Annotated in this window: 14 protein-coding genes; 5 read left to right on the top strand and 9 right to left on the bottom strand. The window is 72.0% G+C overall.

Annotated elements, in window-relative coordinates; all coding sequences use genetic code 11:
* Positions 1–50: 50 nt before the first annotated feature.
* The 3 genes from ASD33_RS15575 to ASD33_RS15565 form a co-directional block, all read right to left on the bottom strand.
* Positions 51–3,743, bottom strand: a complete 3,693-nt coding sequence (locus ASD33_RS15575) for a S8 family serine peptidase (RefSeq protein ID WP_056559328.1) — start codon at positions 3,741–3,743, stop codon at positions 51–53.
* 262 nt (positions 3,744–4,005) lie between these two features.
* Positions 4,006–5,259 carry an MFS transporter gene (locus tag ASD33_RS15570; protein ID WP_107103724.1) on the bottom strand — a complete coding sequence of 418 codons (1,254 nt, stop codon included), beginning with the start codon at positions 5,257–5,259 and terminating at the stop codon, positions 4,006–4,008.
* Positions 5,256–5,702: a GNAT family N-acetyltransferase gene (locus ASD33_RS15565; protein WP_056559322.1), complete on the bottom strand. Its 447-nt coding sequence runs from the start codon at positions 5,700–5,702 to the stop codon at positions 5,256–5,258. The genes ASD33_RS15570 and ASD33_RS15565 overlap by 4 nt, the downstream gene beginning before the upstream one ends.
* Positions 5,703–6,185: 483 nt before the next feature.
* On the opposite strand from ASD33_RS15565, the gene ASD33_RS15555 reads away from it, so the two are divergent.
* Positions 6,186–6,686, top strand: coding sequence for an NUDIX domain-containing protein (locus ASD33_RS15555; protein ID WP_056559316.1), 501 nt, complete (start codon positions 6,186–6,188; stop codon positions 6,684–6,686).
* 78 nt (positions 6,687–6,764) lie between these two features.
* Positions 6,765–8,372 carry a prenyltransferase/squalene oxidase repeat-containing protein gene (locus tag ASD33_RS15550; RefSeq protein ID WP_056559311.1) on the top strand — a complete coding sequence of 536 codons (1,608 nt, stop codon included), beginning with the start codon at positions 6,765–6,767 and terminating at the stop codon, positions 8,370–8,372.
* On the opposite strand, the gene ASD33_RS15545 is transcribed toward ASD33_RS15550, so the two are convergent.
* Positions 8,369–8,857 carry a MarR family transcriptional regulator gene (locus ASD33_RS15545; RefSeq protein ID WP_056559309.1) on the bottom strand — a complete coding sequence of 163 codons (489 nt, stop codon included), beginning with the start codon at positions 8,855–8,857 and terminating at the stop codon, positions 8,369–8,371. The genes ASD33_RS15550 and ASD33_RS15545 overlap by 4 nt on opposite strands.
* A gap of 162 nt (positions 8,858–9,019) precedes the next feature.
* Here ASD33_RS15545 and ASD33_RS15540 point away from each other — a divergent pair, with 162 nt between their 5' ends.
* Positions 9,020–9,436: an organic hydroperoxide resistance protein gene (locus tag ASD33_RS15540; RefSeq protein ID WP_056559305.1), complete on the top strand. Its 417-nt coding sequence runs from the start codon at positions 9,020–9,022 to the stop codon at positions 9,434–9,436.
* Between the two features lie 253 nt (positions 9,437–9,689).
* Positions 9,690–11,747: a phospholipase C, phosphocholine-specific gene (locus tag ASD33_RS15535; RefSeq protein ID WP_056559303.1), complete on the top strand. Its 2,058-nt coding sequence runs from the start codon at positions 9,690–9,692 to the stop codon at positions 11,745–11,747.
* An 83-nt stretch (positions 11,748–11,830) separates the two neighbouring features.
* Here ASD33_RS15535 and ASD33_RS15530 read toward each other — a convergent pair whose 3' ends face one another.
* The 5 genes from ASD33_RS15530 to ASD33_RS15510 all read right to left on the bottom strand — a co-directional run bounded on the left by ASD33_RS15530 (position 11,831) and on the right by ASD33_RS15510 (position 18,090).
* Positions 11,831–12,319 (bottom strand): hypothetical protein, encoded by a 489-nt coding sequence (locus ASD33_RS15530; RefSeq protein ID WP_056559300.1) that lies wholly within the window; start codon positions 12,317–12,319, stop codon positions 11,831–11,833.
* Positions 12,320–13,365: 1,046 nt separating this feature from the next.
* The gene (locus ASD33_RS15525; protein WP_056559297.1) at positions 13,366–14,409 is read right to left on the bottom strand and encodes an agmatine deiminase family protein; all 1,044 of its coding nucleotides are present in this window, start codon (positions 14,407–14,409) and stop codon (positions 13,366–13,368) included.
* Positions 14,410–14,455: 46 nt separating this feature from the next.
* On the bottom strand, positions 14,456–16,168 hold the full coding sequence (locus ASD33_RS15520) for an urease subunit alpha (protein WP_056559294.1): 1,713 nt from the start codon (positions 16,166–16,168) through the stop codon (positions 14,456–14,458).
* A complete protein-coding gene (ureA, locus tag ASD33_RS15515; RefSeq protein ID WP_056559290.1) occupies positions 16,168–17,007 on the bottom strand; it encodes an urease subunit gamma in 840 nt (279 codons plus the stop codon). Before ureA ends, ASD33_RS15520 begins: the two co-directional genes overlap by 1 nt.
* Positions 17,008–17,343: 336 nt before the next feature.
* Positions 17,344–18,090 (bottom strand): TetR family transcriptional regulator C-terminal domain-containing protein, encoded by a 747-nt coding sequence (locus ASD33_RS15510; RefSeq protein WP_056559287.1) that lies wholly within the window; start codon positions 18,088–18,090, stop codon positions 17,344–17,346.
* A gap of 479 nt (positions 18,091–18,569) precedes the next feature.
* Between ASD33_RS15510 and ASD33_RS15505 the strand changes: the two genes are divergently transcribed.
* The gene (locus tag ASD33_RS15505; RefSeq protein WP_056559283.1) at positions 18,570–20,024 is read left to right on the top strand and encodes a cytosine permease; all 1,455 of its coding nucleotides are present in this window, start codon (positions 18,570–18,572) and stop codon (positions 20,022–20,024) included.
* Positions 20,025–20,058 lie beyond the last annotated feature (34 nt).

Below are 20,058 nucleotides of genomic sequence, written 5' to 3'. Positions count from 1 at the left end.
AGCCGGGCCCCCGCCGACGGCGGGGGCCCGGTCCTGAGTGCTTCGGGTGACTACTTCACGCCGACCGCGCGGATCAGTTCCTGCTTCACCGAGCCGCCCCGGTCGTCGCTCGCCCCGGCCCGCAGCGAGACGGACGTCGCGCCGGCCGGGATGCGCAGCTCGCCGGTCCAGGCGGCGCCCTGGCGGGCGGGCTTGAGGGCGACCCCGGTCCAGGTGGCGCCCTCGTCGTAGGAGACCTCCAGGGTGCCGCCGGTGATGGTGCCGGTGCCGGTGGCGCCCTTCACGTACTCGGCGGAGATCCCGACGGGCAGCCTGCTCCCGGCGCGGACGTCACCGTCGAGGTCGGTGTCCACGTCGAAGCCGAGGTTGAGCATCGGCAGGAAGGTGGAGCGGTCCGACGGGGTCTCCGCGGAGCGGAAGGTCCACTCGCTGTGGCCCTTGCCCGCGAGCCGCCAGCGCGCCGGGTCGAGCGTGGTGTCGGTGACCACCTTGTAGGAGGCCTCCTCGGCCGGGGCGTCCCAGGCGTAGGCGCCGGAGCTCTTCTTGCGGTCGACGCGGACGCCGTTGACGTACACCTCGGTGTACTGGGTCATCGAGTCGTCGTTCCACACGTTGCCGAAGCCGGTGTGGTCCCTGCCGGAGTCGCCCCAGCCGGGGGTGTTGAAGCGCAGGTCGTTGCCGGTGCGCTGCTGGCCCCAGCCGAGGCCGGTGCCCAGCCAGGGGTGCCAGACGGGGCCGAACCAGTCGAGGTCGACGCGGCTGCCGCCCCGGTAGGACGGGGTGCCGCCGCGCTCCTCCAGGGAGTCGCCGAGGTCGACGGACTCGTGCCAGCGCTGGCCGGTGCCGGTGGAGACGTACTCGGTGCGCCGGGCCGGGAAGGCGATCCACTCCTTGAAGCCGAAGCCCACGGGGAAGGTGTCGGTGATCGAGTAGCGGAACTCGCCGCCGAGTTCCGCGCGCCCGGTCGGCGCGTAGAAGGTGGAGCGGATGGTGGCGAGTTCGTCCTTGCCGGGGCGGAAGACCAGGTCGGTGCCGATGGCGCCGGGGTGCCCCTCGGAGAGGTCGTAGGTGTACGGGGTGAAGCGGGTGCCGGTCAGGTCGACGCGCTTGCCGCGGGCGGCGGCGGCCGCGAGGCGGTTCGCGTCGGCGGTGTTCACGGTGGCGACGGCGAGCGGCCGGTCCGCGTAGTCGGCGGTGCCGAACCACTTCATCAGCCGGCCCGGCTGGTCGTCGGTGACGAACAGGGCCTTGGCGCCCGCGTCCTGGGCGTTCTGTGCGAGCCGCACCGGGTCGGCGCCCTCGGTCAGGCGCACGAGGACGGCCTTGCCGGTGACGTCCTTGCCGGTGTACTCGGCGGGGGTGCCGGTGCCCGCGTCGGCGAGGCCGAGGCGGTGTCCGCCCTCCAGGAGGGTGGCTCCGGCCTGCGGGGTGGCGTCGGAGAGCCGGACGCCGTCGACGGCCGCCTCCAGGAGCGGCTTGCCGAGGCGCCAGACGGTCCGGTACTCGAAGGTGCCGGTGGCGGGCTTCGGCGTGGGCGCCGCGAAGACCGAGTCGTACTTCGGCGGGACCTGGACGGCTCCCCCGTACGAGGCGCCGTCGGCGTCCCGGTCGAACTCCATGAGGAGCTGGCGGGTCTCGGTGCGCTTCTCGACCTCGGCGCGGATCTCGCGCAGCTGCCTTCCGTCGAGGGTGATCTCGCGGTCGCGGTCGAGGGTGACCTCCGGCGCGGTGAGGAAGCCGAGGCCGAGGGAGTCCTTGCCGTGGGCGCCGCGCACGTCGAGGAAGGTGTCGACGGTGTACGTGCCGGGCTTGAGGCGGAGTTCGAGGGTGCCGGACCCGCCGACCGTCACCGGGAAGGGGTCCTCGCCCTCGGCGAGCTTCTGGACGCCGAGGCGGGCGGGGGCGGGGGCGCCGTCGCGGTCCTTGACGTGGACGGTGAGGGTGTAGCGCTCCTCCTCCTTCACCAGGCCGAGCGCGGTGTGCGCGACGGGGACGCCGCCGGCGGTGGCGGTGATCCGGCCGGAGGACTGCCCTACGGGGGCCTTGGTGCCGTCGCCGGTGACGGTGGTGCCGGCGGAGCCGTGGGCGGGGACGGTGAGGGCGGTGTCGGCGAGGGTGGCGACACCGGCCGCCATGCCGTCGACGGAGAGGTTCAGCTCGACCGGGGCGTCGGAGGAGTTGGTGTAGGTCACGGTCCGGGTGACCGGCTTGCTGTCCTCGTACGGCCAGGCGGTGAAGCCGAGGTCGGCGGAGCCGGTCGCGGTGACGTTCGCGGAGACCGCGGCGGCCACGTCGACGCGCCCGGAGCCGAGGGCGTACGCGGAGGCGTCGAGCGTCTTCGACGAGGACATCAGCGCGTCCTTGAGGCGGGCGCCGGTCCAGTCGGGGTGCTGTTCGGCGAGCAGCGCGGCGACGCCGGCGATGTGCGGGGTCGCCATCGACGTACCGCTCATGCTCGTGTAGAGGCCGCTGCCGCCGACGAGCTGGGAGCGGGCGGCGAGGATGTCCACGCCGGGCGCCGACAGGTCGGGCTTGAGGGCCTGGTCGCCGTAGCGGGGGCCCTGGCTGGTGAAGTACGCGGCCTCGTCGGCGGAGTCGACGGCGCCGACGGTCAGCGCGGAGTCGGCGGCGCCGGGCGAGCCGATGGAGCCGGGGTAGCCGGAGTTCCCGGCGGCGATGACGAAGAGGGCGCCGGTCTCGGCGGAGAGCGTGTTGACGGCCTGGGCCATCGGGTCGGTGCCGTCGCTGGGTTCGCTGGAGCCGAGGCTCATCGAGACGATCTTCGCGTCGATGTCCTTGGCGGCCCACTCCATGCCGGCGATGATCTCCGACTCGGAGCCGTAGCCCTCGTCGCTGAGGACCTTGCCGACGGCGAGGGTGGCGCCGGGGGCGACGCCCTTCTCCTTGCCGTCCGAACCGGCGCCGCTGCCGCCGACGGTGGAGGAGACGTGGGTGCCGTGGCCGTTGCGGTCGGCGACCTCCTGGCCGACGATGAAGGACTTGGTCTCGGCGACCCGGCCCGCGAGGTCGGGGTGGGCGAGGTCGGCGCCGGTGTCGAGGACGGCGACCTTCACGCCCTTGCCGGTGAGCCCGGCCTCCCAGGCCTTCGGGGTGCCGATCTGGGCGTTGGACTCGGCCATGGCGGCCTTGACGCGGCCGTCGAGCCACACCTTGCCGGGGGCGGCGGCGCGGGCGGCACCGCGCGCGGTGAAGCCCTGCCAGAAGGCGGCGGGGTCGGTGGCGGTGACGGCGGCGCCGCCGATGCTGGGCAGGGCCCGGACGGTCTCGGTGCCGCGCGGGGCGGCGGCGGTGCGGGCGCCCTTCGCGCCGTACGTGACGATCAGCGGCAGGTCGCCGGTGACGCCCTGCTCGACGAGGCCGGTGACGTCGAAGAGGCGCGGGTCGAGCGCGCCGGAGTCCAGGTAGGGGCGGGCCTCGTCGGGGATCACGGTGACCCGGCCGTTCGCGGTCCGGGTGCGTATCGCGCCGGTGGCGCCCTTCGCCCGGTCGACGGTGACGGTGCTCTTGCCGCCGCCGAGGCCGGTGAGGGTGACGCGGTCGCCGGTGACGAGGGTGACGGTGGTGCTCGCCCCGGTGGCGGCCGCCGCCCTGAAGGTGTCGGGTACGGCGGGGGCGGTGGTCCCGGCGGCGGCGGTCTGCCCGGCCGAGAGCATCACGAGGGAGATGCCCGCGGCGATCAGCGCGGCTCTGCCTCTGTCGAAGGGTGCGTTCCTCGACGTCATCGTTGGAACTCCTCGCGGACCCGGGGTCGGGGGTGTTTCCGGGTGCCGCGAGGAGTCTTGGCCGGAGGGACGGGAGTTGACTCCTGTCGCTCCTGGCGGTTATGTGCCGTGGCGGTCAACCGCCAGCCCAGGACGGTCGGTTCGGGGCGAATCGCTCGGGGCGGGGTACGGGAGCGGGGGCGGGCGGGGTACGGGGCGGGGCCCCGGGCTCGGGGCCGTCCCCCGGGCTCGGGCGCCACCCGGGCTCAGTGCGTCACCCAGCTCAGGGTGTCGGGTCGAGGGCGTCGTACCGGCGGAAGCCCCGCGCGTACAGGGCGAGCGCGCCGACCGCGAGGACACAGGCGATGCCGCCGCCGGTCACGGCGACGGCGGGCGAGGTCAGATCGGCCACCGATCCGGCCAGGAAGTCCCCGAGCCGGGGCCCGCCCGCGACGACCACGATGAACACGCCCTGGAGCCGGCCGCGCATCTCGTCCGGGGCGGCGACCTGCATCATCGTGTTCCGGAAGATCATCGAGACGGTGTCGGAGTACCCGGCGAGGGCGAGCAGCAGCAGCCCCAGCCAGAGGTTCCTGGTGAGCCCGAAGACGGCGATGGCGGTGCCCCAGCAGGCGACGGCGATCAGGATCGCCTGCCCGTGGTGGCGGATGCGGCCCTGCCAGCCGGAGAGGACGCCGCCGAGCAGCGCGCCGAACGCGGGTGCGGCGACGAGGAGTCCGGTGGTCTTCGCGTCGCCGCCGTACCAGAGGACGGCGACGGCGGGGAACAGGGCGCGGGGGTGGGCGAGGATCATCGCGCAGAAGTCCGAGAAGAACGTCATGCGGAGGTTCGGGCGGGTGGCGAGGAAGCGCAGCCCGTCGAGGACCGAGGCCCTCTTGCTCCCGGTCCGCTCCGGGAGCATCGACGGCAGCCGCCACATCGCGTACAGGCTCGCGGAGAAGGCGACGGCGTCGACGAGGTACGCGGTCTGGTAGCCGGCGAGTCCGACGATCAGGCCGCCGAGGCTGGGGCCGACGAGGGTGCCGAAGGTGGTGACCATCGAGTTCAGCGCGTTGGCGGCGCGCAGCTGCTCGGGCGGCAGGAGCCGGGGGATCATCGAGGAGCGGGCGGGCGCGTTGAGCGCGGCGCAGACGGACTGCAGGGCGACGATCCCGTAGAGGAACCAGACCCGGTGGAAGCCGGCGAGCGCGGCGGCGGCGAGCGCGATCGACAGCACGGCGGAGCCGGAGGCGCTGAGGAGGCCGAGCTTGCGGCGGTCGACTGTGTCGGCGATGGCGCCGCCGTAGAGCCCGAAGACGACGAGGGGCACGAGGGAGAACAGCCCGACGAGCCCGACGGAGAAGGGCGAGCGGGTGATGTCGTACACCTGGAGGGAGATGGTGAGGGCGGTCATGCCCTGCCCGACCCAGGAGACGGTGTTGCCGAACCAGAGCCGGCGGTAGTGCACGGAGGTCCGCAGCGGGGTGAGGTCGGCGAAGACCCTGCGGCGCTCCCGGGTGTCGGGGGCGGCGGTCACGCGAGCTCGTACCGGAGCTCGGGGCGGTCCCAGTGGACGTGCCCGGCGGCCGGGACGGTGCCGGTGCGGACGGCGCCGGTGCGCAGGTAGAACTCCTCTGCGGGCGGATGGGCGACGACCCGCACGGAGCGGAGTCCGGCGGCCCTGGCCTGCCCGGTCATGTGCTCCATGAGCAGCCGCCCGACGCCGAGCCCCTGGGCGCTGTCGGCGACGAAGGCGAGATCGAGCTCGGCGTCCTCGACGACGAGCGCGTAGAACCCGAGCACCCGGCCGCCCGGGTCGACGGCGACGAAGACGGAATGGTGCTCGATGTACGCACCACCGACCTGGTACCCCTCGACCATGCCGGCGTAGTCACCCCGATAGGCCCCGGAATCCCGGACGAGCCGGGTGAGCCGCTTGGAGTCATCGGCGGTGGCACGCCGGACAGTGAACTCGGACATGGGGCGAGTATAGGGGCGGACTCAGTGTTCGATCCTTACGTTTCAGTGAAGGCGGGCCGACCCGCGCACCGAAACCACCTTGGCCTGTCCGCACGAACCGGTCGAACTCACCGCCACGTCGGCCGCTCCCGAGGTCCGCGAGGTCGCCGCCCGGATCACCGGGACGTTCGCCGCCGTGAGCGCCTGAGGGGCCTCCGGGACCTAAAGCCCTGAGGCGGGTGGGACTAGGGAGGCGAGTGAGGCCGAGGGGGCGGGTGGGATCTGAAGATCGCACGGGCGGCTACGATGTGTCATCATGCAATCGCAATGCGTGACAGGTCATACCTCTCACGATCTTCTCGGCCTCGACCTTCTCAGCCCCCTCGGTCCTCTCGGCCCTCTCCGTCCGCTCGGTCCTCTCGGTCTCCTCGGTCAGCTCGACGACTGCGTCGACCTCGGCCCGCGTACGGCCCGCCCGTCGCACCCGCGCGTGCGGGAGCGGACATGAGCGCCCACGCGCACGAGCGCATCGACTTCGTCGACCCCCGGGACCGGGTCGTCGCCCAGGGGCGGCGGTCCGCCGGGCCCCCCGCCGGCCTGCTCCGGCGTTACGCCGCCACCGTCTGCACCGACCACGCCGGCCGGGTCCTGCTCTACCGGCGGACGCCCTCGGCCCCGGTCTACCCCGACCACTACGACGTGCTGATCGGCGGGGCGGTGCGGACCGGCGAGGCGTACCGCGCGGCCGCCCTGCGGGAACTCCGCGAGGAGCTGGGCTGGGAGACGGCGACCGGGCTCGTGGAGGCGTACCGGCTCCGGGTCGACGACCCGAGCGGCGCCTGCTTCCTGACGGTCCACAGCTGGGTGGCCGACCGGCCGCCCCGGCCCGATCCGGAGGAGATCGCCTGGTGCGCCTTCGTCGCGCCGCTCACGGTCGCGACCGGCGGCTACACCCCACTGGTCCCGGCCGGCGCGGACGCCGTACGGCGCCTCTTCCCCTTCTGATCCCCCCTGATCCCTCGTTCCGGCGGCCCACCCAGCCCCGGTTCCACCCCTCCGCACCTCACGAAAGTCACCTCCCCCATGACGTACTGCGCGCTGCCCTTACCGGGCGTCTCCCTCGCCGTCCCCGGCCCCAGGCCGGCCCCCGCGCCCGCCGCCGGCCCCCTCGACCGCGCCCGCGCCCGGCTCGCCACCCGGCTGCTGTCGGCGGCCGGACCGGACGGTCTTCTCCGCGCGCCCTGCGACAGTCGCGTCCTGGAATCCGCCCTGGCGCTGCGGCTGCTCACGGTGACCGGGGTCGACCCGGACGCGCAGGAACGGCTGACGCGCCGCCTGAAGACCGCCCTGGACGAGGGCGCCCCCGACCCCGTACAGGAGGCGGCGGCCCGTGCCGCGCTGGGTGAGTACGTGGACGGCCCGGCCGCGCTGACCCGGCTGCTCGGCGGCTTCGACCACTTCACCGCGGGCCGCAAGCGGCTGATGTTCCAGACCGTCCTGGCGGAGCTGGGCGCCCACGAATTCCCCGAACTCCCCTCCCCCGGCACGGTTTTCGAGGCGCGCGGCCAACAGCGGTGGCTGATCACGGAGATGGCCGCCCTGAAGGTCCTGTACGCCTTCGGCACCGGCTCGCCCCGGCTCGTCACCGACGACGACTGGCACGCCCTGACCCCCTGCGCACTGCCGGGACCGCCCCCGGACGGCTCCCATCTGGCCCGGATCCTGGCCCTGTTGGCGCTGCGGCACCGGCCGGGTTCCGCGACGGCCGTGACCGCGCGGGCCCGGGAGCTGCGCACGATGCTCCGCGAGGACGGCGGACTCCCGTTCATCACCGGCCTGGGCGTGTTCGCCACGGCGACCGGCGGCCTCGCCCTGACGGGCGCGGGGGCCCCGGCGCACACCCTGAGGGCCCTCGCCACGGCACTGACGGATCGCCAGAACCCGGACGGGGGCTGGGGTTTCGACCGTCACGTCACCCAGAGCGACGTGGACGACACCTCGTACTGCGTGGAATTCCTGCGGGCGGTCGCGCCCGAACGACTCGGCGCCGAGGTGGCGGCCGGTGAGCGCTATCTGCTCGCCCGGCGCGGCGAGGACGGCGGCTTCCCCACCTTCGAGCCGGGCACGGCCTCCGAGGTGGCGATAACGGCGGCGGCCGTGAACGCCCTGGCTCCCGAGCCCGTCCATCTGCCCGCGGTGACCGACGCGGTCCGCCTCCTGGTGGCACGGCAGGAGGCGGCCGGACCCTTCGAACGCAGCTGGAGCCTCAACGAGAGCAACGCCCTGTTCCGCACGGTCCTCGCCTACGACTCCTTCCGGGCGGCCGCGCCCGGCCATCCGGCGGGCACGGCGGTCGCGCGGGCCCGCGCCCGCGCCGTCGCGCGGCTGATCGACACCCAGAACGCGGACGGCGGCTGGGGGCACGTGCCGAGCGACGCGAGCGACCCGATCAGCACCGCGTACGCACTGATCGCGGTGGCCAGGACACCGGAGGTGCCGTCGGCCGTGGGCGCGAGGGAACGCGCGGTGCGCCACCTCCTGGAGCGGCAGCTCCCGGACGGGGGCTTCGTCTCCCGCCCGGACCAGGCGGGCCCGAGGCCGCTCCCGTACCACGTACCGCTCCTCACGGACGTGTGCGTCCTGCTGGGCCTGAACCACGCGCGCGGCGCGCACCCCGCAAGGCGCGCCTAGACGCTCGCGCAGGCGGCGAGGTCGTCCGGGTCGACGCGGTCGAGCCGGGCGGCCAGCGCGTCGAGCCGCTCCCGCAGCTCGCGGATCTCGTCGAGGCCGAGACCGGTCGCGGCGGCGATCCGGCGCGGGACGCCGCGCGCCCGCCCCTTCAGGGCGGCCCCCTCGGCGGTGGGGCGCACGGTGACGGACCGCTCGTCCTCGGGACTGCGCCGCCGCTCGACGTATCCGGCCGCCTCCAGCCGCTTGAGCAGCGGCGACAGGGTGCCGGAGTCGAGCCGCAGCCGCTCCCCGATCCCCTTCACGGGCAGCTCGCCGTGCTCCCAGAGCACCAGCATGACGAGGTACTGGGGGTAGGTGAGGCCGAGGTCCTTGAGGGCCTCGCGGTACACGCCGTTGAACGCGCGGGTCGCCGCGTGCAGCGAGAAGCAGATCTGGTGGTCGAGCCGGAGGAAGTCCTCTTCCGGGACGGTGTCGAGCGTCTCCATGGGACCAGGATACGCGAGGACAGCTCACACGCGATTGAGTTGTACACAACTTAATCGTGCGCTATTAATGGAAGGGCGCCGCTCACGGACGCCCCACCCGCAGCACCACCCACAGACTCCCCACCCGCAGCACCACCCCCCGAGGACAGGAACGGAAGACCCATGGACGCCATCTACACCGCCGTCGCCACCGCCAACGGCCGCGAGGGCCGCGCCGTCAGCTCCGACGGCCACATCGACCTCCCCCTCGCCCACCCCCAGGCCCTCGGCGGCAACGGTCGGGGCACCAACCCGGAGCAGCTCTTCGCTGCCGGATACGCGGCCTGCTTCGCGAGCGCGATGAACCTGGTCGCCCGCCAGGAGAAGATCGACATCTCCGAGGCCTCGGTCACCGCCGAGGTCTCGATCGGCAAGGACGCGGCGGACGGCGGCTTCGGCCTCGCGGTCGTGATGCGCGCCGAGTTCCCCGACCACCTCCAGGGCGAGGCCGGCCGGGCCCTCCTGGAGAAGACCCACGCCTTCTGCCCCTACTCGAAGGCGACCCGCGGCAACATCACGGTCGACCTCGTCGTCGAGTAGTTTTCTGTTGGTTTCTGCCCGCACCCGGTGGCCATCTGGCCACCGGGTGCGTTGAGTTGTGAGTTTTCACGTTCGAGCACGGGGGATTCGTCTACCGTACGGCGGGCAGTCATGGGACGGCCGCCGGGCCGTGGCCCACGGGCGCTCTCCTTGGGGCGCCCGTCGGCCGGTACGCCAGGCCGCCGCACCACAGCACCCCCCACCGTCGCGCCCGCGCCCCCGCGCTCGCACTCACACCGGAGGAACTCCCCCCATGGCCGATCTCGACCGTCGCCGTTTCCTTCAACTGGCGGGCGGCACCGCCGCGTTCACGATGCTCTCGGAGAGCATCGCCCGCGCCGCCGCGATCCCGGCGCAAGGCTCCACCGGCACGATCCAGGACATCGAGCACATCGTCGTCCTGATGCAGGAGAACCGTTCCTTCGACCACTACTTCGGGGCGATGAAGGGCGTACGCGGCTTCGGCGACCCCCGCCCGGTCACCCTGCCCAGCGGAAAGTCGGTCTGGAACCAGGAGGACAACTTCGGGAACGTCACGCTCCCCTTCCGGCCGACCAGCGACAAGCTGGGCATGGAGTACCTCCAGGGCCTGAACCACGACTGGCAGGGCGGCCAGAGCGCCTTCAACAAGGCCAAGTACAACAACTGGATCCCGGCCAAGACCAAGGCCACCATGGCGCACCTCACCCGCGAGGACATCCCCTTCCACTACGCGCTCGCCGACGCCTTCACCGTCTGCGACGCGTACCACTGCTCGTTCATCGGCGCGACCGACCCCAACCGCTACTACATGTGGACCGGCTACGTCGGCAACGACGGCACGGGCGGCGGCCCCGTCCTCAACAACGCCGAGGCGGGCTACGGCTGGACCACGTACCCCGAGCGCCTGGAGGCGGCGGGCGTCTCCTGGAAGATCTACCAGGACATCGGCGACGGCCTGAACGCGTCCGGTTCCTGGGGCTGGATCAACGACGCCTTCCGCGGCAACTACGGCGACAACTCGCTGCTCTACTTCAACAACTACCGCAACGCCCAGCCCGGCAACCCGCTGTACGACAAGGCGCGCACGGGGACGAACGCGAAGGCGGGCGAGGGCCTCTTCGACAAGCTCCGCGCCGACGTCCAGGGCGGCACACTGCCGAAGATCTCCTGGATAGCCGCCCCGGAGGCCTTCTCGGAGCACGCCAACTGGCCCTCCAACTACGGCGCCTGGTACATCGCGCAGGCCCTCGACGCGCTGACCTCGAACCCGGACGTGTGGGCGAAGACGGCGCTGTTCATCACGTACGACGAGAACGACGGCTTCTTCGACCACGTCGTCCCGCCGTTCGTCCCGGGCGACGCCTCATGGGGCAAGTCCACGACCGCCACGACCCTGGACTGGTTCCCCGGCAAGGTCGGCTACGCGGCCGGCCCCTACGGCCTGGGGCCGCGCGTCCCGATGATCGTCGTCTCGCCCTGGTCCAAGGGCGGCTACACCTGCTCGGAGACCTTCGACCACACCTCGGTCATCCGCTTCATGGAGAGCCGCTTCGGCGTCCGCGAGCCGCAGATCTCGCCCTGGCGGCGTGCGGTCTGCGGCGACCTGACCTCCGCCTTCGACTTCACGCGCGCGGACACCTCGGCGGCCCCGCTGCCGCCGACGGCCGGCTACTACCCGCCGGACCGGAACCGCCACCCCGACTTCCCGGCCACCGCCCCGGCCGTCGGGACGATGCCCCGCCAGGAGCCGGGCTCCAAGCCCACCCGCCCGCTGAGGTACGCCCCGTACGTGGACGGCACGGCGGACGTGGCGGCGGGCACCTACCGCCTCACGTTCAGCGGCGGCCCGGTGGCCGGCGCCCAGTTCTACGTGACCTCGGCCAACCGCACCGACGTCCCGTGGACCTACACCGCCGAGGCGAACAAGTCGATCGCCGACACCTGGAACACGAAGTACTCCAAGGGCCTCACCGACCTCACCGTCCACGGCCCGAACGGCTTCCTCCGCCGCTTCCGCTCCCCCGGCAAGACGGCCGCCCCGGAGGTGACCGCCCGGCACAACGCGGGCACGGGCAGCCTGGACCTGACGTTCACCAACCCGACGGCGGCCGCGGCGACCCTCACGGTCGCCAACGCCTACGGCACCACCCAGACCCTCACCGTCGCGAAGGGCGCCACGGCCACCCACACCGTCGCCCCGACCGCGGGCCACCGCTGGTACGACGTGACGATCACCTCGTCCACGTCCACGGACTACCTCCGCCGCCTCGCGGGCCACATCGAGACGGGCACCCCGGACGTCTCGGACCCGGGCATCCTGACGTACTGACGCGACCCGGCCGCCGGGACGGACGAGCACACCGATGCGTCCGTTCCGACGGCCGGCCTTCCCCTGTGACAGCGGCGGAGCCGCTACCGGCCGAAGCCGGGGTCGGCGGAGGTGCGTCGATAGGCGCAGTCGAGGATGTAGGGATCCCCTCCGTCCGCCGCGATGTCCCCACTCATCCACAGCTCTCCCTGCTTCAGGACGAACGGGAGCGTCTGGATGTCGTTCCGATCCCCGAAACTGAGCACCAGGTAGGGAGTCAGGCCGGGGTCCTTGTTGACCCCGTGCCATTCCCCGTCGCCCGAACCGCGCGTCACCTCCGAGTCCGGACCGGGGCCGTCCCAAGCGACCGGAACGTCCCTGGCGGAAAAGGTGTAGTCGTCACGCAGCCGGATGACCGGCGATCCGCACTCCCCCGTCCCGTCCCATCGGCCGACCAGCTCGGAATGGCGCACGGCCTTCGGAGTGACGACGGGGGGTCCGCTCGTCCCGCAGGCGGTCGAGGCGACCACCGTCAGGCCGGCAGTCGCGAGACCCGCACCGATACGACGTACGTCGAACTTCACGCTGCCCACTTCCAGTCCTTCCGGGCCTTCGCCGGCGGTCAGCCGCCGACGTCCGGCTCAGCGGAACCGGGCCCCGGATCATCACGGGTCCGCGCTGTGATCACCGGCACATCCCGATGGGGTGGGTCTCGCGAGCGGCGGCGGGCGGAGGGCTGTCGGCGAACCGAGGAATTCGGCACCGTGTGCGGCGTGTCACACCCAGGGGTCGCAGGGTCACCGTGGGACCATCATGGCGTCTCCACCCTCACGTTCCGCCCGAAGCCCCAGGTCAAAGCGCTGTGCATGTGGCATGGCAGACCGGAGAAGCACTGTCCGTGAAGGCCCTTCCGAGGGCGCTTCCGCAGGTCAGAACGTTTTTCTATGGTGGGGCGGGTGGGACTCGAACCCATTTCAGTGACGCGTCTCACCTGCGACGATGCAAAAGAGCCGGACATATCTATCCGTTTCCATCCGGCTGCATCCCCCTCGATCCTGCTCGATCGAGGGACCGTGCAGCGTTCGCTGCACCGCTTCCTCTGCGTCCCGGCGCCCTGTCGCACCCGAGAAGCTTGGGGAAACCTCTACCCATCAGCATCCCCTCATCACTGCGCAGGTTGCCATGGGCTCCCCACGCCCTGGCCTACGTTCACACCCTGCGTGCAGTTACGGCGCGTAGTGCCGAGTCTGTGGGCTCGGGCGTCCAACACGTCGATGGTGAGGACGTCCTCATACCCGCCGCCGGCTGCGGCGCGACCGGGCCGGAGGCCGTACAGTCACAGCCCCCGCCTCAGGCCCGTACGGGGCTGCGGCTCCCGGCCGGCGGGTGGGCGGCATGAAGACCTCCGCTGTCCGGTCGGACAGGCGGGCCGGTCCTGCGGGCGGCCGCCGACATCGAATCGCCCTCGCCGGCCAGCCCCGGAGCGGGGGCCGCGCTCGCGGTGTGATGGGCAGGCCGAGCACACCGCGAACGCTGCTTTGCCGAGCAGTGGATCGCGGGTGCTCCCCGCGATCACGCTTCGCACGAGTGGAAGCTCCCGCGGGAGATGGGGGGAAGTTCGACACTCGCGCGCGTGCCGTCAGACGCGCGGCTGCTGCTGCGTGATGCAGTGGATGCCGCCGCCGTTCGCGAAGATCTCGCGGGCGTCGACGAGTTCGATCTTGCGGCCGGGGAAGAGCTTCGCGAAGGTCGCGGCGTTCTCCTCGTCGCGCGGGTCGTCGAAGCCGCACAGCACGACCGCGCCGTTGGCGACGTAGTGGTTGATGTAGCTGTAGTCGACCCAGCCGTGGCCGTCGTCCTCCAGTACGGTCGGCGCGGGGATCTCGACGACCTCGAGGGCACGCCCACGCGCGTCGGTGGCGGAGCGCAGCAGTTTGAGGTTCTCCTTGCCGACCTCGTGGTCCGGGTGCGCCGGGTCGGGCTGGGTGTGGCACAGGACCACGCCGGGGCGGGCGAAGGAGGCGATGATGTCGACGTGTCCGCGGGTCCCGTTGACGTCGTAGTCGCGGGTGAGGCCGCGCGGCAGCCAGATGACCTTCTCGATTCCGAGGTACGCGCGCAGTTCGGCCTCTACGTCATCCTTGGTCCAGTCGGGGTTGCGTCCCTTGTCGAGCTGCACGGTCTCGGTGATCATGACGGTGCCCTCGCCGTCGACGTGGATGCCGCCGCCCTCGTTGACCATGCGCGACGCGTAGCGCTTGGCGCCGGACAGTTCGATGACCTGCTCGGCGGTGTGCTGGTCACGCTCCCAGGTGGCCCAGTCCTGGGCGCCCCAGCCGTTGAAGATCCAGTCCGCGGCGGCCAGGTTGCCCGCGCCGTCGGTGAGGAAGGTCGGGCCGCTGTCGCGGATCCATGCGTCGTCGAGCGGGCGTTCGACGACGGTGAGCGGCGTGTCGACGTATGGCGCGATGGTGTCGGCCTCGCCGACGTTGACGACCATGGTGACCGGTTCGTAGTGGGCTATGGTCTCGGCGACCTTGCCCCAGGCGACGCGGGCGTGGTGCAGGTCGTGGTTGGCGCCCTCGAACGTCGCGTTGGACGTGGGCCACGCCATCCAGGTCCGTTCGTGCTCGACCCATTCGGCGGGCATCGAGAAGCCGTCTGCGGCCGGGGTGTTCGTCATGTCGGGAGTTCCTTGTCCGGTGCTCGGTGAGGGCGGGGGTCGTGGGTCAGAGGAAGTACAGGCGGTTGAGGGAGACCGAGTCGGCCGGCTCCGACATGACCGGGTCGCCGTCGAGGGTGACCAGCCCGGTGTCGGCGGCGACCCGGACCTCGGCGGTGCGGTTGTTGAAGTGCATCGCCGCGGGCCCGATCCCGCGCGTGCCGCGTACTCCGACGCGGCGCCGCTTGGTGGGCATCAGGTCGCCGCCGGTCTCGGCGGCTGCCTGGCTGGTGAACGCGACCGACAGTTCCGCCGGGGCTCCGCCGTGTGCGCCGAACTGCGGTCCGAGTACCAGTGGTTCACATGTGTCGGTGGAGGCGTTGGGGTCGCCGACGACGCCGTACGCGGGGAACCCGGCCTTGAGGACGAGCTCCGGCTTGGCTCCGAAGTGGTCCGGCCGCCACAGCACGAGGTCGGCCATCTTGCCGGGCTCGATCGACCCGACCTCGTGCGAGAGTCCGTGCGCGATCGCCGGGTTGATGGTGAGCTTGGCGATGTAGCGCAGCACTCGGGCGTTGTCGTGCCGTCCGTCGGCGGGGTCGCCTGCCAGGGGCCCGAGTTCGGCCTTCATCTTGCCTGCCATGGCGAACGTACGGCGGACGGTCTCGCCCGCGCGGCCCATGCCCTGGGCGTCGGACGACGTGATGGGGATGACGCCGAGGTCGTGCAGTACATCCTCGGCGCCCATCGTCCCGGCCCGGATGCGGTCACGCGCCATCGCGGCGTCGCCGGGCAGGTCCGGCTTGAGGTCGTGCGCGGACACGATCATGCCGAAGTGCTCGGCGAGCGCGTCGCGTCCGAACGGCAGCGTCGGGTTCGTCGACGAGCCGATGACGTTCGCGACCCCGGCCATGCGCATGACGTTGGGTACGTGCCCGCCACCGCAGCCCTCGATGTGGTACGCGTGGATGGTGCGGCCTTCGAGCACCGCGAGGGTGTCCTCGACCGACAGGCATTCGTTCAACCCGTCGGTGTGCAGGGCCACTTGCACGTCGTGGTCCTCGGCGACGCGGAGCGCGGTGTCCAGTGCCCTCGCGTGTGCGCCCATGTCCTCGTGGACCTTGAAGCCGGACGCGCCGCCCTCGATGAGCGCCTCGTCGAGCGGGCCGCGGTCGGAGGATGAACCGCGGGCCAGGAAGGCGATGTTGACCGGCCACGCGTCGAACGCGGAGAAGGCGTGCCGCAGCGCCCATGGCGAGTTGACGCCGACGCCCCACACGGGCCCGAACTCCTGCCCGACGATCGTCGTCACGCCCGCGGCGAGCGACGCCTCCATGATCCGCGGGCTCATCAGGTGGACATGCGTGTCGATGGCGCCCGCCGTGGCGATCAGGCCCTCGCCGGAGACGATCGTCGTGCCGGTGCCGACCACCACGTCCACGCCGTCGAGCGTGTCGGGGTTTCCGGCCCTGCCGATCGAGGCGATGCGGCCTTCGCGGATGCCGATGGACACCTTGCGGATGCCCTGCACGGCGTCGATGACGACGACGTTGCTGATCACGACGTCGCACGTCTCGCGGACGGTCTCCGCCTTCAAGTGCAGCCCGTCGCGTGCGGTCTTGCCGAACCCGGCCAGGAACTCCTCGCCGTGCTGTTGCGCGTCCGACTCGATCTCGATGATCAGCCCGGAGTCGCCGAGCCGGATCCGGTCGCCGGCGCGCGGGCCGTACGTCGAGGCGTAGTCGCGGGGATCGAGGAATCCCCCGGTCGCGGCAGTCATCAGACCGCACCTTCCTTGTAGATCCGGGGCTCTGCCGGCACGTCGGTGCCGGTGTCGAGGTAGCCGCAGGCGTGCGCGCGGCGCAGTGCCTCGCTCTTCGTGCCGGGCGCGTCCAACGGCCCGTCGACCAGTCCGGCGAAACCGATCGCGATGCGCGTCCCGCCGATCGGGACCAGGCCGACCGAGACCGTCGCGCCCGCGTCGAAGCGCACCGTGGCGCCGGCCGGGATCGCGGCGCGACGCCCGTAGGCGGCCGAACGGTCGAACAGCAGCCGGGGGTTGGCTTCGAAGAAGTGGAAGTGCGACGTGACGCTGACCGGCACCTCCGCGGTGTTGCGCACCTCGACGCTCACCACGTCGGCGCCGGCGAACGGATCGTTCGGGGCCTCCCCGAACAGCACCGTGCCAGGCGCCTCGTCACCCAGCGAGCCGGGCCCGGCCCCGTCGGGCAGGGCTGTGGCGAAGCCGCCGGTACGCGAACCGCCGGTGTGGCAGGCCCGGTCGATCGGCGTGGGCGGCGTACCCGCTTCTTCGGCTGACCGGAACGGGTCGGTGACGACGGCGAGCCGGGTGGCGTCGTCGAAGACCGCCTCGACCTGGATGTCGCCGACGATGTCGACGACCCCGGGCAACACGTCGTGGGGGCCGAGCACGCTGCGTGCGAGGTCGATGGCCTCGACGAGGCGCCTGCCGTCGCGGGCCGCCTCGCAGACGGTGTCGGCGATCAGCGCGTGGGCTTCGGGGACGTTGAGCCGCAGGCCGCGGGCGCGGCGGGCACGCGCGAGCTCGGCTGCTGTGAAGATCAGCAGCCGGTCGCGCTCGGTCGGGGTGAGTCGCATGGAACCTCCGGTTGGTGCGCCGGTCAAGGCAAGAGGGCGTCGCGAAGAAACATCAACGCCGTTGACGTAGAAGGAGGTGCGCCGCATGTATTCGGGGTTCCCGGCGGCGCGACAGCGCGCGTGATGCCTCGGGGCGACTCACTACGATCGAGGCCGCCGTCGATCACCAGGGCGACGACTGGGCTCCGACGCACGCCCCATCGGCGGCCGGGGCCAGGGCAGGTTCGACGGCGGGTTCGCCCCGTCGGCCCTCCCGGTGTGACCGGTCTCGTCGTGGATCCAACCGATCACGTCGGAGCGCGGGCAAGGCGAGCGCCCCGCCGAGTCAGGCGCCGTTCAGGGGCGGGCCGGGGCGCGCGGTGCGCGGCGGCGGCGGGGGGTGGCGCGCTGTGGTGTCAGATCGACGGACGGGAGGCCGGGGTCGGGCAGGGGGCGGAAGGGCAGGTCGCCGTCGTAGTGGACGGCGAGAGTGAGCTGTCCGGCGGCGAGGCGGCGGGCGTCGGCCAGGCCGAGCGTGGATGTGGCCGTCTCGGTGATCAGCCGGGTGGTGAGGCCGTCGAGCAGTGCGAGGGCGACGGTGGCCACGTCAGTGGGGTCGCAGTCGCGGAAGTCTCCCGAGCGCAGCCCGTCCTCGACCACAGCGACGAGCGGGCGCAGCATGCGTGCGCGGAACTCCGTGAGTGTGGCCGCGAGTTCGGGTGATCCGGAGGAGCGGATCTCCAGCTCGGCCCACAGACGGCATTCGAGGACGTCGTCATGGGTGAGCGGGAGTCCGAAGTCGATGAGGTCGGCCAGCCGCTGCGGCGGGGTGTCGCGGTCGGCGTGTCGGGTGCGGCCCGGGAGGCGGGCTTCGGCTCGGGTGAGGGAGTACGCGAGCGCGCCGGTCAGCAGCCGGTCGCGGCCGGTGAAGTGGTAATGCACCAGCGCGCTGGAAACACCGGCGCGGGCGGCGATGTCGGCGATGCGGACGCCGTCGAAGCCGTCCCGGGCGATCAGCTCGACGGCGGCCTGCAGGATGCCCTCCCGCGCGCCGCCGACGGAGTCCGGTGCCACGTCGTCGGTCCTGGTTTCCTGCTCGGTCACGGCATCGATCCTGTCACAGGTCTTGTCCTCGGTCTCTAGCTGACCTTAAAGTCAGCCACCTGCCACTGACTTTAACATCAGGGAACGCCGGGAGGGCAACACTCATGAATCACCATGGCGTGACGCTCAGCCCGGCGGCGTGCACGGGACACGGGTGACGTCGAGATGTCCGCGGGTGATGTCGAGACGATCGAAGACCCGTCGCGACGATCGCGGCGTCCGGCGCGGTCCCGATCACGCCGCGCGGCGACCACATCGCTTCCTGGGCGGCCGCTTCACCCTCGCAGTCCTGTCCGGCATGGCCTCGCGCCGTCGCGGCGGCGGCGGACGTCGCACCGCGACAGCGACCGCCCTCCAGCTCCCGCATCCATATCCATGCCGGCCCCCGGGTACGGCCCGACCGCACCACCAGCACCGCAACGCCCTCCTGGACCGCGACGCTTCTCGGCCCGTTCGACCCGTATGAACCGGAGAACCCCGTGACCCCCGCTGAACCCACCAGAACCGCGACCGACCAGGCGCCGCCCCCCACCTCTCCCGACGCGGTGCACATCGAGACCCGCGGCATCGACCACATCCCCGACGACGAGCGCCACGGCCGCCCCCGCGACCTGCTCTTCGTCTGGGCCGCAGCCAACGTGAACTACCTGTCCGTCGTCCTGGGCGGCACCCTGGTCCTCCTCGGGCTCAACACCTGGCAAGCACTGCTCGTCGTCGTCCTGGGCAACCTGTTCTGGGTGTTCAACGGCATCCTCGCCGTCAGCGGCCCGGTCGCCGGCACCCCCTCCAGCGTTCAGACCCGCGCCATCTTCGGCATCCGCGGAAACCGCGTATCGACGGTGCTCACGAACTGGTCGGTGTGCGTGGCGTACGGGGCCATCAACCTCGCCATGGGCGCACTCGCCAGCTTCGCGCTCCTCGACCAGCTAGGCGTCACCGTCACCACCGCGACCCGCTGGGCCGTCGTCCTGGTCCTGGCGATCCTCACCATCGTCGTCAGCGTCTTCGGTCACGCCCTCATCCTGCGCCTGAGCCCGGCATTCACCTGGATGCTGACCATCACCCTGACCGTGCTCGCCGGATTCGTCGTCGCCGACGCCGAGCCCGGAAAGCAGCCCGTCGACGCCCCGCAGGGCGACGGCCTGCTCGCGATGGCGCTGCTCGGCTTCACCATCATCGCCTCCAACCCGCTGTCCTGGGGCACCGGATCCGACTACTCCCGCTACCTGCCCGCCGACTCCTCACCTCGCGCGGTGGCCGGATGGACGGCACTCGGCGGCTTCATCCCCTCGGTCCTGCTCGGCGCGGTCGGCGTCCTCGCCGGCACCGCCGTCGACATGACCGACCCCCAGGTCTCCCTGAGCGAGATCGTGCCGGGCTGGTTCTACCCGCTCTTCCTGCTGGCCATCGTCATCGGCTCGATCGCCGGCAACATCCTCACCATGTACAGCTCCGGCCTGGCCCTGCAGGCCGTCGGCCTGCCGATCAAGCAGTGGGCCGCCGTCCTGCTCGACGGCGTCGCCAGCGTCGCCATCGCCGCGTACGCCCTGTTCGTCACCGACTTCATCGACGCCCTCGGCCAGATCCTCGAGATCACCGTCGCCATACTCGGCCCCGGCCTGGCCATCAGCGTCACGGACCTCATCCTGCGCCGCAACCGCTACAGCGGCCCCGGACTGCACAACGAGACCCCCACCAGTGCCTACTGGTACCACGGGGGCGTCAACATGGCCGGCATCACCGCGCAGATCCTCGGCACCACCACCGCGCTGCTGTTCATCAACTCCACGGACTTCCAGGGACCCCTCGCCGTCGCACTCGGGGGAGCGGACCTGTCCGCACTCGTCGGTCCCGTCATCGGCGCGGGTCTGTACGCGGTGTTGTTCAAGCGGCTGTACGCGACCCAACTTGCCGCGGCCCGATCCGACCTGTAACGGCCACGGAGCACGCGCGTCATGTCCACACTTC

The organism is Streptomyces sp. Root1304 (assembly GCF_001426405.1).
In the GTDB taxonomy this organism is placed as follows: domain Bacteria; phylum Actinomycetota; class Actinomycetes; order Streptomycetales; family Streptomycetaceae; genus Streptomyces.
The sequence above is the reverse complement of the archived record's forward strand: the minus strand, read 5'-3'. Positions and strand labels throughout refer to the sequence as shown.